Origin of the sequence: Nocardia anaemiae NBRC 100462, from assembly GCF_001612725.1 — a bacterium.
Taxonomy (GTDB): Bacteria; Actinomycetota; Actinomycetes; order Mycobacteriales; family Mycobacteriaceae; genus Nocardia; species Nocardia anaemiae.
Map to the genome: position 1 here is coordinate 34,484 of NZ_BDAZ01000069.1, position 14,288 is coordinate 48,771.

The window sequence follows — 14,288 nt, forward strand, 5'->3', positions numbered from 1 at the left end:
GTGGGGGTCAGCCCCTGCGCATGGGGAGGTGCATGATGCCGTCTTCTTCGAATTCGTCGCCGTCGGGTTTGAAGCCGAACTTGGCGTACATGTCGACCAGGTAGGTCTGGGCGCTCAGGCGTACGGTCGCCGAGCCTGCCTCGGCGAGCGCGGCCTGCACCAGGCGAGTGGTGTATCCGTGTCCGCGCGCAGGAGGCGAGGTGCACAACCGGCCGATGCGGAACGATTTCACACCGTTCTCGTGCTCCTCGGTCAACCGCAGCGTCGAGATGATCTCGCCCTCGTCATCGAGCCAGAAATGGCGCGTCTCCGGCAGCAGGTCGAGACCGTCCAACTCCGGGTACGCGCACTTCTGCTCGACGACAAAGACTTCGACGCGAAGCTTCAACAGCTGATACAGGGTGGCGGTGTCGAGATCGAGCGCCCAGGACCGTTTGAGTGCAACCGTTGACATCATCGAGTCTTGCTATCACAACTACGGGTTCGGCGCGACCGCTGTGTCCAATTTGCGATGTCGCGGGGCCTGCGTGGTTACGCAAACCCCCGTCGCTCACACCCCTGCGTGCTTTGGGGTGTTATCCGAGACACCGTTCAGGTTCAGGGTTTTGGTCGACCAATCCCAGACCTCCTGGAACAGCGCCTGGTTTTCCGAAAGCTTCACACCCAGCGAGGGCACCATTTCCTTCAGCTTCGGCGACCAGCCGTCGTACTCGCGCGGGAAGCACCGCTGCAACACGTCGATCATGGCGCTCACACAAGTTGACGCGCCGGGCGACGCGCCGAGCAGACCCGCAATGGTGCCGTCTTCGGCCGCGATAACCGCCGTACCGAACTCGAGCACACCGCCCGCACCCTTGCGCCGGATGACCTGCACGCGCTGTCCCGCGGTGATCAGCTCCCAGTCGTGGCCGTCCGCGCGCGGAATGAACTCCTCCAGCGTGGCCACCTTGCCCGCCTCGGACTTGAGCAGCTCGCTGATCAGGTACTTGGTCAGGCCGAGTTCGGTGACGCCGACGCCGAGCAGCGAGAAGATGTTGTTCGGCTTGACCGACTTGAACAGATCGGTGTTCTTGCCGTCCTTGAGGAACTTCGGCGTCCACCCGGCGTAGGGGCCGAATAGCAGGCCGGGACGGCCCTTGATGATTCGGGTGTCCAAATGCGGCACCGACATCGGCGGCGCGCCGACGGCAGCCTTGCCATAGACCTTGGCCTCGTGCTTGTCGATCAGATCCGGGTTGGTGCAGCGGATGAACTGACCGCTGATCGGGAAGCCGCCGAAACCCTTGGCCTCCTTGATGCCCGCCTTCTGCAGCAGCGGCAGCGCACCGCCACCGGCGCCGACGAAGACGAATTTGCTGATGAGCGTGCGGGTTCGGCGGGTACGCAGGTTACGCACCTTCACCAGCCAGGAACCGTCGGACTGCTTGGTGAGGTTGCGCACCTCGTGACCGAAGGCCAGATCGACACCGGTGCGGCCGAGGTAGGCCAGCAGTTCGCTGGTGAGCGAACCGAAGTCGATATCGGTGCCCTCATCGGTCCAGTTCAGCGCGATCGGATCGGAGAAGTCACGGCCCCTGGCCATCAGCGGCAGTCGCTTGGCGAATTCGTCGGGGCTGTCGATGTATTCCATCGTCGAGAACAGAGGATGCCGCGACAGTGCCTCGTACCGCTTGCGTAGGTAGTCCACATTGTCCGCGCCGTGCACGAAACTGACGTGCGGGATGGGGTTGATGAAGGCGGAGGGATCGCTGAGGATGCCGTTCTCCACGCCGTAGGACCAGAACTGACGCGAGACCTGGAAGCGCTCGTTGATGTCGATGGCCTTGCTGATATCGACCGAACCGTCCGGAGTCTGCGGGCTGTAGTTCAGCTCGCACAGTGCGGAGTGTCCGGTGCCCGCGTTGTTCCACGGATCGCTGCTCTCGGCGGCGGCCGCGTCCAGCCGCTCGAACAGGGAGATCGACCATTCCGGCTGCAGCTGCCGAAGCAGTGCGCCGAGGGTGGCACTCATGATCCCGGCACCGATGAGTACTACATCGGTCTTTTCAGTCATGGCAGCGTTCGGCACGGGTAGATCGACTTCCTTGTCCTTCTGCGCACGCCCACCCCCACGGTGGGCCTGCTGGGCACGGGCGCTATGTGGTTGTTGCGAGTCCTGCGTGACTCGGCGGGTGTAGGTTACCCGCCGTTCACCTAGCCCAATTGTGCACCTCACCTGTTCGAAGTCCGGCAACGAACCTACCGAATGTGACATAGATTCCTTCCGGGCTTCGATCTTCGAAACGGCGCTGACGTCGCCTACATTGATCGTTGTGACGAACGAAGCCTCGCTCAGCGTGTCCTATATCACCGCCCCGGCGGCCGAGCGATGGCAGCCAGATGTACTCGGCGCGGGCTATGAGCAGCGCACTCTGCCGCTAGGTCCGGACCCCGATGGTGAGGGCGAGGCGGTGGCGACACTCGTTCGCTACACCCCTGACACCGGTGCCGCAGCGACCGAACCCGCGGTGCTGTATGTGCACGGTTTCACCGACTACTTCTTCCAGCAGCATCTGGCCGAACACTTCGCACGGCGCGGCCATCGCTTCTACGCCCTGGATCTGCGCAAGTGCGGTCGTTCGCTGCGCGACGGCCAGACGCCGCACTACGTCACCGATCTGGCGCTCTACGACGCCGAACTGAACGAGTCGCTGCGCATCGTCCAGGAAGAGGCGGGCGATAACGTGCTCCTGGTCGCGCACTCGACCGGCGGACTCATCGTGCCGCTGTGGCTGAACCGGCTCAACAAGGTGAAGGGCACGGCCAAATCGGGAATCGTCGGTCTGGTGCTCAACAGCCCCTGGTTCGACCTGCAGGGCCCCTCGTACTATCGGAGCATCGGCACCCCGGTGATCAAGATGCTCGGCCGATTCCGGTCGATGTTCGAACTACCCGGCGGCAAGATCAGCTCCTACGGCGACAGCCTGCACCACAGCGTCGCGGGCGAGTGGCATTACAACCTGGATTGGAAGCCGCTGGAAGGCTTCCCGGTCCGGTTCGGCTGGCTGCGTGCGATCCGCAATGGGCACGCCGAGCTGCAGGCGGGTCTTTCGGTCGGCGTGCCCGCGTTGATTCTGCGTTCACGCATCACGAAATTCGCACGCAAGTACGGTCCGGCCGTCGATGTGGCGGATGCGGTGCTCGATGTGCGCCAGATTCAGCGCTGGTCGGGCTGTCTCGGTGATCGGACCAATATCGTCCCGATCGACGGCGCCCGCCACGATGTCTTCCTGTCCTCGGCCGAACCGCTGGCCAAGGCCTTCGCCGAACTCGACAGCTGGCTGGACTGGCTGGCGGTCTTCCACAGGAAGACCGCCGGATCACCAGAGGCTGGTGCGTAGCACGATCTCGGTGGCCAATTCGTGGTCGGCCTCGGTCGCCACATTGTCGACGTCGATCTCCACCACCCGGAATTCGCCGTAGACGTAGCGACCGGAGGCATCGGCGACCGAACGCGGCAGATTCTTGGTGACCAGCACGGTGGCGGCGACCTCCACCGGCCGACACGTGGGATCCGCGACGGTGCCGTCCGCGGCCGGTACCGCGGGATGACCGCGATCGGCGACGACAAGGCTGATGAACCGGCCGAAACCACCCGCGCAGACCTGCCAGCCCAGCTGCGCGCCCGCACCGCGTCCGGCGACATTCACCCAGGGGATGCCGAGTTCGTCGAGGATGGCGTGCACGCCCGCCGGATCCAGGTCCGCTACCGATTCCACCGCGATGGTGCGCAGGTCCGAGGTGTGCAGACGCGCACACACCTGGTCGTAGACGTCGACCGGATCACCGGCATCGGGCAAGAGCAGCACGCTGTGCCGAGACTCCGGGCCGTCGACCCGTACGGTCCATGCCCGGTCACCGACCGTGATCCGCCGAGATTTCACCCGAAATACGGTACACGCCTCGAGTCGACTTCTCGGTCGGCAAGGGCCGAGCTCAGTGGAAACGAACGAACCAGCGCCTGAGTCCGCAATCCTCCCTAACGCCGGGAATCCGGAATGCCCAGCGCACCGAGTTGGACCGTTGTCAGGAACGCACAGCATTTCGGCAATAGTGCGGTCTGATCAAACAGGCGTGCTGTCGACTCCCAGACCGGAGACGATTGTCGGCAGATCGGTGGACGCACCATCGGTGAGCAGGCGCTCGATGTGGGCGATGTCGAGGTGCTGTTCGATCAGGTCGGCGAGCAGATCGAGTTGGGACGAGCGGATCGCGGCTACCGAAGTATTTTCGGCGACGACGAAACCGTGCCGCCCGGCGTGGGCGGCGACCTCGCGGAGCCAGGAGCGACGGAAGTCATCCGATTCCAGCAGGCCGTGCAGGTGAGTGCCCCAGATCGCCCCGCGCACCGTGCCCTCAGGTTTGCTGTCCAGCTCGAGCCAGGCGGGATCGCCGCTGCGCTGGACACGACCATGGTGAATCTCATAGCCGTGCACGGCGATTCCGTTACCCCGCCCGGTGCTGCGCCGCAGCACCTTCGGATCGGCGAATTCGATCTCCAGATCGAGCAGACCCAACCCCGCGACCGTGCCCGCATCCGATTCGACCCGATCGACGATGCGACTGCCGAGCATCTGATATCCGCCGCAGATGCCGAGGATCGGCCGCCCCGCTGCGGCCCTGGCCTGCAGCGCATCGGCGATTCCGGTGCGCCGCAACCACTCCAGATCCGAGACGGTCGCCTTACTGCCTGGCAGTACCACCAGGTCGGCATCGGCCAGCCGAGACGGGTCACCGACCCAGCGCACCGCGACACCGGGCTCACAGGCCAGCGCTTCGACATCGGTGGAATTGGAGATGCGCGGCAGGCGGATGGCGGCGACCGTGAGCCATTCGGCACCGATCGGCGGGCTCGGACGGCCGACCGGTGCGTCGCTGACGGTGCCGAGGGAGTCCTCCGCGTCGATCCACAGTTCGTCCGCGTAGGGAATGACACCGAGGGTCGGGCGTCCGGTCAGCTCGGTGAGCCGGTCGAGTCCGGGACGAAGCAACTCGACATCGCCGCGGAACTTGTTGACGATGAAGCCGGAGATCAGTTGCTGATCTTCGGGTTCCAGTACCGCGACGGTGCCGAACAGGTGCGCGAGCACACCGCCCCGGTCGATATCGCCGACCACGAGCACCGGTAGTCGCGCCGCCCGGGCGAGACCCATATTCGCCAGATCGGTGGCGCGCAGGTTGATTTCGGCGGGTGAACCGGCGCCCTCGCAGATCACCACATCGAATTCGGCGCGCAGCGAATCCAGTTCGGCGGCAACGACTTCGCGCAGATCCCGGCGATGCTGGAAATAGTCACGCGCGCCGACGGTGCCGATTGCCCTGCCGCGCACCACGAGCTGCGAGCGTCGATCGCTGCCGGGTTTGAGCAGGACCGGATTGAACCGCACACTCGGCTCCAGCCCGCACGCCGCCGCCTGCAGGGCCTGTGCGCGACCGATCTCGCCACCATCGAGGGTGACCACCGAATTATTGGACATGTTCTGCGCCTTGAACGGCGCGACTCGAACGCCGCGCCGGGCGAGCATCCGGCAAAGTCCGGCCACCACAACGCTTTTCCCTGCGTCGGAGGTCGTTCCGGCGATCAGCAGTGCGCCGTTCAATGTGCTGGCTCCGTCGGCGGCGCGAGCTTCGAACTGCGCGGTCCGCTCGTCACGGCACGGTGAGAATTTCGGCGCCGGTTTCGGTCACCACCAGTGTGTGTTCGAACTGCGCCGTCCACTTGCGGTCCTTGGTGACCACGGTCCAGCCATCGTCCCAGATCTCGTAGTCGATGCCGCCGAGGTTGATCATCGGCTCGATGGTGAAGGTCATGCCGGGCTCGATGACCGTTTCGATGGCGGGCTGGTCGTAGTGCAGGATGACCAGGCCGCTGTGGAAGGTGGGACCGACGCCGTGTCCGGTGAAATCGCGCACCACGCCGTAGCCGAAACGGTTGGCGTAGGACTCGATGACGCGGCCGATCACATTCAGCGCCCGGCCGGGCCGAACGGCCTTGATCGCCCGCATGGTCGCCTCATGCGTGCGCTCGACCAGCAGTCGCACCTCCTCGTCGACATCACCGGCGAGGAAGGTCTTATTGGTATCGCCGTGCACGCCGTCGATATAGGCGGTCACATCGATATTGACGATGTCGCCGTCCTCGATGACCGTCGAGTCCGGAATGCCGTGGCAGATCACCTCGTTCAGCGAGGTGCAGCACGACTTCGGAAAACCCTTGTAGCCCAAGGTCGATGGGTAGGCGCCGTGGTCGCACATGTACTCGTGCGCGATCCGGTCCAGCTCATCGGTGGTGACACCGGGCGCGACCGCCTTGCCCGCCTCCTCCAGCGCCTGCGCCGCGATCTTGCCAGCGATCCGCATCTTCTCGATGGTCTCGGCCGTCTGCACCCAGGGTTCGCGCCCCTCGTTCACGGTCTTCTTCCACGCATACTCCGGACGCTCGATCGAGCGCGGAACCTCACGGGTGGGCGAGAGCGTGCCGGGAACAAGCGGCTGGCGGGTACGCACTGACATGGCACAAGACTATCCGCACCGGTCAGCGTGCACGGTCCGTGCCCGCGTCGGGAACGCGCGGTCAACCGACGGAATAGTTGCGGACCACGGTCCGTTTAAGCTGGTGGTTGACGTAGAAACTACACACGAACAGGACTTGAGCTGTGGAACTGGGACTCACGACTTTCGCGGAGCTGTACCCGGTCGGCGACCGACCGGCGCCCACCGCGGCCGAACGGCTGCGCGAGGTGGTCGACGAGGCGGTCGCCACCGAGCGCGCCGGACTCGACGTCTATGGCGTCGGCGAACATCACCGCAAGGATTTCGCGGCATCCGCGCCCGCGGTGGTGTTGGCCGCGATCGCGGCACGGACCGAGCGCATTCAGCTGACCAGCGCGGTAAGCGTGCTGAGTTCGGATGATCCGGTACGTGTGTACCAGGATTTTGCCACATTGGACGGACTCTCGAACGGTCGCGCCGAGCTGATGGCCGGACGCGGTTCGTTCACCGAGAGCTTTCCGCTGTTCGGCTACGACCTGAGCGACTATGACGAGCTTTTCGAGGAGAAGCTGGCGCTGCTGCTGCATATTCGCGCGGACGAGCCGGTGACCTGGAACGGCAAATTCCGTGCCCCGCTGCGCGATGCGGTGATCTACCCGCGCACGGACAACCGGCCGCTGCCGGTCTGGATCGCGGTGGGCGGCAGCCCGGAATCCGTTGCCCGCGCCGGATTGCTCGGCTTACCGCTGGCGATCGCGATCATCGGCGGCCAGCCCGCACGCTTCAAACCGCTGGTGGACCTGTACCACCGCGCGCTGGAAGAGGGCGGCCACGACAAGCAGCCGGTGGCGGTGCACGCGCACGGCTATATCGCCGATACCGACGAACAGGCCGTCGCCGACTTCTACGAGCCGTATGCCGGGGCGATGAGCACCCTTGGGCGCGAACGCGGTTGGGGTCCGATGACCCACGCGCAGTTCGACGCCCTGCGCTCCCAGAGCGGTTCCCTCTTCGTCGGCACGCCGGACTATGTCGCCGAAAAGATCACCGATATCCGCGACACCCTCGGCCTGGACCGTTTCATGCTGCACACCAGCGTCGGCACGCTGCCGCACGAAAAGGTGCTGCGCAATATCGAATTGCTCGGCGCGAAGGTGGCACCCAGGGTGCGTTGACGAGCCCGTACTCGCGATGGACTGGCCACGCACGCAACAGATCTCGCCGTCCGCCCGGCCAGTGCTGCGGAAGGCCGCGCCGCGCACCATACGATGGCCCCATGTCAGCACTGCCCCTGATCTTCACCGCGGGCTGGGCGAGCGGGGTCAATGCCTATGCGGTGGTCCTGCTGCTCGGGCTATTCGGCATAACCGGTCTGTCCGATGACGTGCCGGAGGCGCTGCAGCGCACCGATGTGCTGATCGCGGCCGGGGTGTTGTTCCTCATCGAGGCCGTCGCGGACAAGGTTCCCTATCTCGACAGCTTCTGGGATGCGGTGCACACCATCGTGCGCCCGGCGTCGGGTGCGGTCGTCGCCGCACTGCTCGCGGGCCAGGACGGTTCGCTGCCACAACTGGCGGCCGGTGCGGTCGGCGGAACCGCCGCCCTGGCAAGCCATCTCGTGAAGGCCGGGACACGGATGGCGATCAACACCTCGCCGGAGCCCGCGAGCAATGTCGTGATGAGCCTCGTCGAGGATCTGACCGTCGGCGGCATCGTCACCCTCGCCATCTTCCACCCGGTCGTCGCGGCCGTCTGCGCGGGCACACTGCTGGTAATCGGCGTGATCCTGGTGTATCTGCTGGCGAGCCGGATCCGCCGCTACCGCATTCGCCGCCGACAACGTCGCGAGGCCAAGCGCGCCGCGACCATCTAGGCCGGTTTGCGCCACACCAGCGAATAGCGCCAGAAGACCAGCCGCCGCACCCGCGCACCGGGCAGAATCGCCGCGACCCTCGCCCGCACCTGCCGCGTCGTCAGCGGCGGATCGAGCACGACCGGCATGACACCATGCGTCGGCTCGACCGCATACCAACTCCCTCGCCCACGCGCCCGAAAAATCCGAAACACCACCCCGAGCACCCGATGCCCGATCGCCGCCAACAACTCGACGGGCAATTCCCGCAGGAGATCGGGCCGCGGCAATGCCACAGCGGCGATCACACCACCCGGCCGCACTGCCCGTGCCAACACCGGCAGCACCTCATCGAGCGGCATGTGGTGCAACGTGCTGATCGACACGATCGCGTCGTAGGCTCCCTCCCCCAGCGGCTCCGTCAGCACATCCGCGAGGATGCAGCGGACATTGTCCGGCGTCGCGTGCTTCGCGGCATCGATCATCACCGGCGAACGGTCGATCGCATCGACGTGCTCGACCCGCCGCGCGAGTTCCCCCGCGAAAGCCCCTGCCCCACAACCGACGTCCAACACCCGAGTACACCGGTCGGGCAGCTGCCGCATGAGAAATCGTTGGTAGTAGGCGTTGTGGCTCCAATTGAGCTCGGTCATCGAGAACACCTTGCCATGGGTGCGCCGAAACTCCGTCCGCCCCCGAAGTTATGTTCCGATCGCGACGGAATTCCGTTGCGGAGCAGAGGATCCGGATCGTGGCCAGAGCGAGTCGGCCGGTGATCGACACTGACCTGGCCCGAACCCGGATGGCCCGGGTGCCATCCGTCGATCACACCATTGGAGACAGTATGACCGAGTCGGTCATCCAGCTGCCCACCGCTGGAGAAACGGTTCTCGAAACCTATGAGCGAATCTCTCGACGCGGACCGCTGGTTCCGATCGAGCTGACCGGCGGTGTCGCGGCCTGGAGTGCGGTGAGCTATCAAGCGGTGAGCGAAGTGCTGGCCGGGGACGGCACCCTCTTCAGCAAGAACGCCGAGAACTGTCCGGCCCTGCACGACGGCACCATTCCGGCGGATTGGCCGATGCGCGCGCTCACCGATATCGACCATATGTTGAACAAGGACGGCGAGGACCATCGACGGTTACGCAAAACGATCAGCGCCGCGTTCACACCCGCTCGGGTGGCCGGGCTCGAACCCCGGATCCGCCAGATCGCTTCGGAGATCATCGATGACTTCGCCGATGAGAAAGGCGAATTCGATCTCATCCCACGATTCACAACTCCGTTTCCGGTGCGGGTGATCTGTGAGTTGTTCGGTGTGGAGAAGGCGGATCGGTCCCGAATCCGGGACTGGTCGACCACGATCGTGTCGCACACCAGCACCATCGAGCAGATGCAGACCGCGATGGGCGAGATGATCGCATTCTTCACCCAGCTCATCGAGGGCAAACGGCGCGAGCCGGGCGACGACCTCACTTCCGCGTTGATCGAGGCCAATACCGACAATCTGACCACCGACGAGCTGGTCAACATGTTGTGGCTGGTGATCGTGGCCGGGCACGAGACGACGGTGCATCTGCTGGCCAACGCGATCATCGCGCTGACGGAGAACCCCAGACAACTGGACAAGGCCCTCACGCAGGACCGTTGGGCGGATGTGGTCGAGGAGGCGCTGCGCTACCGGTCCCCGGTGTACAGCGCCAATCTGCGCTATGCCCAGCGCGATGTCACCATCGCGGGCGTCGACCTGCCGAAGGGCGCGATCGTCATCTGGTACGGCGGTGTCGGGCGGGACCCGCAGCGATACCCGAACGCCGATGTCTTCGATATCGATCACGATCACCGCGGTCAGCTGGCCTTCGGGCGCGGGCCGCATATCTGCCTCGGTGCTCCGCTGGCCCGGCTGGAAGCACGCATCGCGCTGTCCACGCTGTTCAACCGCTTCCCACTGCTGCATCTCACGCGTGACTCGGCGTCGCTGCCGATCAGCCCGCAGATCCTGACCGCGGGCCCGCTCACTCTGCCGGTGCGGTTGTATCCGTCCGAATGACCGCCGCCGTCGGCTGGTCGATGGTCTCGGCCAGCCGACGTTTGCGGAATTCCCTCGGAGTTTCGCCGAATCGCGCCTTGAACGCGGCGGAGAACCAGGTGACGGTGAATCCGCTGCGCGCGGCGATTTCGCCGATGGTCAGTGTGGTGCTGGGGTTTTCGAGCATGCCGCGCGCCGCACGCAGTGATTCATCCTGGCGCACTTCACGATAGGTGGTTCCAGCCTGCTCCAGCGCGGTGCGCAATTGCCGTGGCGACCAGCTCAATGCCCGCGCTACCGCCGCGAGCCGGAGGTCGGCGACCCCGATATTGTCGCGCACATACCGGCGCACCGCCTCGGCCGTCTCGGCCAGCTGGGTCCGCTGCGGGGTGCTGTCGCCCACGGCCATCATGCACAGCAGTTCGGTGGTCCGGTCGCAGACCGCGTTGAATTGACGTTCGGTGAGCCGGGATCGCTCGGCATGGGTGTCGCGGATCATGTTCCGGGCGATGCGTCCGAGCCCGGAATCGAGGTCGAATACCGGTCGGCGCGCGCCGAGCGGTGCTATCGCGTGGTCGATCTCGGTGCGTGGGATCTGCAAGCCGAATGCCACCGAGCTGGGCACCGCCAACCGCAGTGCTTGATCCAATCCGGTCAGCAGTGCCTGTCCCGGTGCCACACAGGTGATTTCGCGATCATCGGCGACCGTGAACGACCCGCGCTCCGGGACCACCAGCCAGTAGAAGTTCTCCGCGGGCATCCGGCGAATGTGTGACGGCGTGCGAAACGCCAGTCGATCACCGGGCTGATCCCAGCGCAGCAGATTGTAGCTCGTCGTGTGCTGCGTGATCAGCGTGACCTGCCATTGATTCCGATCTCGATATCGATGGTCCATCGGAACGATGCTGTTGGCCACAGCGGTCCATTCATCGACACCGGTCACGTGCAGTTCGTCGTATCTCATGTCGACACCCCGATCACCTCACCGGATAACGATATCCGCTCCGCTGAACAAAAGGTCGGCCGGACGGGATCGGGGTGACCGCGCGGGGTCGACCAGCCGCGCATGCGGTGCGCGACTGTGCAGTTCGCGCAGAAAGACTTCCACCGCCAGCTGTGCCAGTTGCTTTCCGGGGCAGGTATGCCGACCGAACCCAAAGGTCAAGGGCATCTTTCCGGCGCTGTCCATCGCCAGTGGATCCGCGAACGCCCTTGGATCGCGATTCGCGGCACCGAACATCACTAGCACCGGCCCTTTCGGAAGCCTGGTACCGCTGCGTAAAACGATGGGGCGCAAAATGTTCCGCTTCCAGCCCACCAGCCCCGGATCGAGCTGCAGCACCTTGGCAGCGACGCGGGTGGGGCCTGCCGGTTCGCCGAGCAGCTGCCACCACTGCCGATCCGGGTCGCCAAGCAGCCGCTGCATACCCTGCTGGATACTGCCGCTGACAGTGTGCACACCGGCCGCCAGCGAGTTCGCGACCGCGGAGACCGCCACCCTCGGCGGGATACCGGCCGCACGCAGATGTCCGGGAAAGCCCGTGCCGTGCTGGCGGCTGTGCGCCACCGCCAAGCCGCTGACGGTGAACAATCGGCCGAGTGCGCCGACCGCGTCGGCCAGCTCGCGTCCACGCATCCACCGACCGAGCAGACCGGACTGAGCACCGCTCCATTCCGCCACGGCAGGCCAATCTCGTTGCGGTAGACCGACAATCTCGCCTATAACGCGGGCGGCGTAGGTAATCGAAACCGCGGTCACGTCGAGCGGTTCGGTTACTTCTCCCGGCACCGGCAGCGACTGCCGGAAATGTTCGGCGAGCGCCTCGACCCGCTCGGATCGCGTGTCCGCGTGCACCGTGAAGTATCCGGTCGGCCCCGCCATGCAGGCCCACACCCGACGGTGCAGGACGTCGTCGGTCAGGTCCGCCGTCGCCTTCGCGGGCGGCGGGAGCAAATGACGACAAAGATGGCCCACCGCACGCGGATTCGCGGCGATACGTCCGAAACCGACCAATGGTCGTAGTGATTGCGCATTCGAGATTTCAGGTGCCGCGGCTTCCAGCAGTTCTCGCACATCGTCGTAGCGCCACACCAAGCACAGCCCGGAGTCATGTCGGCGGCTCGGTTCGGGCCGAGCATGCAGCAGTCGGTACCCCTCGTCACGCTCCGAATAGGTCAGCTGGTTGGAAGTCAGCCGCAAGAAGGGAAATTCCGCTGCCATTCTGCCTGCCTGTCGGTCGAACGCTGCGCGATGCAGCAAAAATATTGCCCGACAATCGCACACAGGCATGCACCGCTGGCGTGAAAACATAAGTTTCTCTGCCTCGGAACATAATCGAGGCGGAGCCCCATGCGTGACGCGCTTGTCGACCGGGCCGGTTCGCATGTAGTTCGGGTAACTGCCGCGCCGCGTTGACATGGGTCCGGCCGCCGGGTTACGCATGAGTCATGCACAACGACAGATCCATCTGATCGTGGGCACGCTATTGGCGTTGGTTTCCGCGTTGAGCTACGGGCTGTCGGATTTCCTCGGTGGAATCGCATCACGGCGCGTCGGATTCGGACGTGTTGCCCTGCTCGGCCAGCTCGGCGGGTTCGTCGGCACCGCGCTCGTCGGCCCGTTCGTCTCCCATACGGTGCCGCAGCCGATGGATCTCGGCTGGGGAGCACTATCCGGCGTGGGGACCGGTATCGCGATGACATTCCTGTTCCGGGGAATCAGCCGCGGGGCAATGTCTGTCGTGGTACCAGTCAGCGCCGTCGGCGGTGTCGCGCTGCCGGTTCTGATCGGAACCGTCCTGCTCGGTGAACATCCGACACCATTGGCCTGGGCCGGGATCGTACTCGCGCTGCCTGCGCTCTGGCTGGTCGCAGGCGGCACCACCGGCACCGGTCCGATTGCCGGTGCCGCCATAGGTGACGGACTCATCGCCGGTCTCGGGATCGCCGTGCAGTATCTGGCGCTGGCACAAGCCGCACCCGCGGCCGGGATCTGGCCGGTGACGGCGGGCCGGGCCGCGGCCGTTGTCCTCGTCGCCCTGCTCGCATGGCAACTCGCGTCCGAATACGCGGATACCGTACCGGCCCAACGACATCGCAACGATCTCCTGGCCGCATGTTCCGGCATCCTCGCCGCCGTAGCTCTGGTGTCCTACCTCTTCGCGACCCGGACGCAATACCTGGCGGTGGCAGTGGTGCTGTCTTCGCTCTATCCCGTAGTTCCGGTAATTCTGGGCGTGTCCGCACTGAAGGAGCGACTGCGCCGGAGCCAGGTCATCGGGCTGGCGGCCGCATTGATGGCAAGCACGATCATCGCCACTTCCTGATGCGTGACAACAGCTCTCAGTACAGCAGGCTGCTCAAAATAGCTGTGGCAGCATGATGCACTCGGCGGTGAGCGCGAGGACGGACAGGATGATTCCTATGACCGCCAGCCCCTTGGCGCGGCGAGGTCCGGTGCAGCCGACAATCCCGACGACGAGTCCGGGAATTGCGAATGGGAGGCCGATCAACGGTCGTACGCCGGTTAGGTCGATCATCGGCAAGAACGGGAGTACGCAACCGATAAGGCCGAGGATCACCGATCCTATAGCGAACCATGGTCCCTGCCGCCGATCGTCCGCCTGTGGGCCGAGTTGCCAACGGGGGTCGCTGGTATGCACCCAGAATTGTTGCTGCTGAGGAGGATTCGGACCCTGCGGCGGCATCGGAGCGGAGTACCCGGTGTTCCGACCAGGAGTCGCCGCGCCGGGGTGCCAGGTCGGGTTGGTCGGCTCAGGCGGCGGACTGTACGACATCGGTGATCCTCACTCACAATTCCCCGAGAATGGCCTTCTATCGTCCGCCGGTCACACTAGCCCATACGGGGCATATCCT

14 protein-coding genes are annotated in these 14,288 nt (G+C 65.1%); 5 read left to right on the forward strand and 9 right to left on the reverse strand.

The features are described from left to right. Positions 1 to 7: 7 nt before the first annotated feature. Positions 8 to 457, reverse strand: coding sequence for a GNAT family N-acetyltransferase (locus NA5_RS32340; RefSeq protein ID WP_062992815.1), 450 nt, complete (start codon positions 455 to 457; stop codon positions 8 to 10). Between the two features lie 93 nt (positions 458 to 550). Next, complete coding sequence (gene mqo, locus NA5_RS32345) at positions 551 to 2,053, reverse strand: malate dehydrogenase (quinone) (RefSeq protein WP_062992816.1); 1,503 nt, start codon at positions 2,051 to 2,053, stop codon at positions 551 to 553. 259 nt (positions 2,054 to 2,312) lie between these two features. On the opposite strand from mqo, the gene NA5_RS32350 reads away from it, so the two are divergent. Then, positions 2,313 to 3,380 (forward strand): alpha/beta hydrolase, encoded by a 1,068-nt coding sequence (locus NA5_RS32350; RefSeq protein WP_084484594.1) that lies wholly within the window; start codon positions 2,313 to 2,315, stop codon positions 3,378 to 3,380. Here NA5_RS32350 and NA5_RS32355 read toward each other — a convergent pair. The 3 genes from NA5_RS32355 to map form a co-directional block, all read right to left on the reverse strand. Beyond that, complete coding sequence (locus NA5_RS32355; RefSeq protein ID WP_062992817.1) at positions 3,360 to 3,923, reverse strand: hypothetical protein; 564 nt, start codon at positions 3,921 to 3,923, stop codon at positions 3,360 to 3,362. The two genes, NA5_RS32350 and NA5_RS32355, sit on opposite strands and share 21 nt — an antisense overlap. 180 nt (positions 3,924 to 4,103) lie before the next feature. Further along, the gene (locus tag NA5_RS32360) at positions 4,104 to 5,639 is read right to left on the reverse strand and encodes a cobyric acid synthase (RefSeq protein WP_062992818.1); all 1,536 of its coding nucleotides are present in this window, start codon (positions 5,637 to 5,639) and stop codon (positions 4,104 to 4,106) included. Between the two features lie 49 nt (positions 5,640 to 5,688). Next, complete coding sequence (gene map / locus NA5_RS32365) at positions 5,689 to 6,552, reverse strand: type I methionyl aminopeptidase (protein WP_062992819.1); 864 nt, start codon at positions 6,550 to 6,552, stop codon at positions 5,689 to 5,691. 143 nt (positions 6,553 to 6,695) lie between these two features. On the opposite strand from map, the gene NA5_RS32370 reads away from it, so the two are divergent. Both NA5_RS32370 and NA5_RS32375 read left to right on the forward strand, forming a co-directional pair. Further along, positions 6,696 to 7,706, forward strand: a complete 1,011-nt coding sequence (locus NA5_RS32370) for an LLM class flavin-dependent oxidoreductase (protein WP_062992820.1) — start codon at positions 6,696 to 6,698, stop codon at positions 7,704 to 7,706. Positions 7,707 to 7,807: 101 nt separating this feature from the next. After that, positions 7,808 to 8,404 carry a DUF4126 domain-containing protein gene (locus tag NA5_RS32375; RefSeq protein ID WP_062992821.1) on the forward strand — a complete coding sequence of 199 codons (597 nt, stop codon included), beginning with the start codon at positions 7,808 to 7,810 and terminating at the stop codon, positions 8,402 to 8,404. On the opposite strand, the gene NA5_RS32380 is transcribed toward NA5_RS32375, so the two are convergent. Continuing rightward, positions 8,401 to 9,045 (reverse strand): class I SAM-dependent methyltransferase, encoded by a 645-nt coding sequence (locus tag NA5_RS32380; protein ID WP_084484595.1) that lies wholly within the window; start codon positions 9,043 to 9,045, stop codon positions 8,401 to 8,403. The genes NA5_RS32375 and NA5_RS32380 overlap by 4 nt on opposite strands. Before the next feature lie 182 nt (positions 9,046 to 9,227). On the opposite strand from NA5_RS32380, the gene NA5_RS32385 reads away from it, so the two are divergent. Further along, positions 9,228 to 10,433, forward strand: a complete 1,206-nt coding sequence (locus tag NA5_RS32385; RefSeq protein WP_169811396.1) for a cytochrome P450 family protein — start codon at positions 9,228 to 9,230, stop codon at positions 10,431 to 10,433. Here NA5_RS32385 and NA5_RS32390 read toward each other — a convergent pair. Next, entirely contained in the window at positions 10,399 to 11,376 is a 978-nt protein-coding gene (locus NA5_RS32390; protein WP_062992823.1) for a helix-turn-helix transcriptional regulator, read from the reverse strand. The two genes, NA5_RS32385 and NA5_RS32390, sit on opposite strands and share 35 nt — an antisense overlap. An 18-nt stretch (positions 11,377 to 11,394) precedes the next feature. Then, positions 11,395 to 12,633: a cytochrome P450 family protein gene (locus NA5_RS32395; RefSeq protein ID WP_062992824.1), complete on the reverse strand. Its 1,239-nt coding sequence runs from the start codon at positions 12,631 to 12,633 to the stop codon at positions 11,395 to 11,397. 220 nt (positions 12,634 to 12,853) lie between these two features. Here NA5_RS32395 and NA5_RS32400 point away from each other — a divergent pair, with 220 nt between their 5' ends. Next, complete coding sequence (locus tag NA5_RS32400) at positions 12,854 to 13,738, forward strand: EamA family transporter (protein ID WP_157110756.1); 885 nt, start codon at positions 12,854 to 12,856, stop codon at positions 13,736 to 13,738. A 33-nt stretch (positions 13,739 to 13,771) separates the two neighbouring features. Here NA5_RS32400 and NA5_RS41920 read toward each other — a convergent pair whose 3' ends face one another. Then, positions 13,772 to 14,209 carry a hypothetical protein gene (locus NA5_RS41920; protein ID WP_218020206.1) on the reverse strand — a complete coding sequence of 146 codons (438 nt, stop codon included), beginning with the start codon at positions 14,207 to 14,209 and terminating at the stop codon, positions 13,772 to 13,774. Positions 14,210 to 14,288: the final 79 nt, after the last annotated feature.

Bases quoted from the DNA above. Each gene is read 5' to 3' on its own strand.
- NA5_RS32340 (WP_062992815.1), bottom strand. From the start codon at position 457: ATGATGTCAACGGTTGCACTCAAACGGTCCTGGGCGCTCGATCTCGAC.
- mqo (WP_062992816.1), bottom strand. From the start codon at position 2,053: ATGACTGAAAAGACCGATGTAGTACTCATCGGTGCCGGGATCATGAGT.
- map (WP_062992819.1), bottom strand. From the start codon at position 6,552: ATGTCAGTGCGTACCCGCCAGCCGCTTGTTCCCGGCACGCTCTCGCCC.
- NA5_RS32375 (WP_062992821.1), top strand. From the start codon at position 7,808: ATGTCAGCACTGCCCCTGATCTTCACCGCGGGCTGGGCGAGCGGGGTC.
- NA5_RS32385 (WP_169811396.1), top strand. From the start codon at position 9,228: ATGACCGAGTCGGTCATCCAGCTGCCCACCGCTGGAGAAACGGTTCTC.
- NA5_RS32390 (WP_062992823.1), bottom strand. From the start codon at position 11,376: ATGAGATACGACGAACTGCACGTGACCGGTGTCGATGAATGGACCGCT.
- NA5_RS32395 (WP_062992824.1), bottom strand. From the start codon at position 12,633: ATGGCAGCGGAATTTCCCTTCTTGCGGCTGACTTCCAACCAGCTGACC.
- NA5_RS32400 (WP_157110756.1), top strand. From the start codon at position 12,854: ATGAGTCATGCACAACGACAGATCCATCTGATCGTGGGCACGCTATTG.
- NA5_RS41920 (WP_218020206.1), bottom strand. From the start codon at position 14,209: ATGTCGTACAGTCCGCCGCCTGAGCCGACCAACCCGACCTGGCACCCC.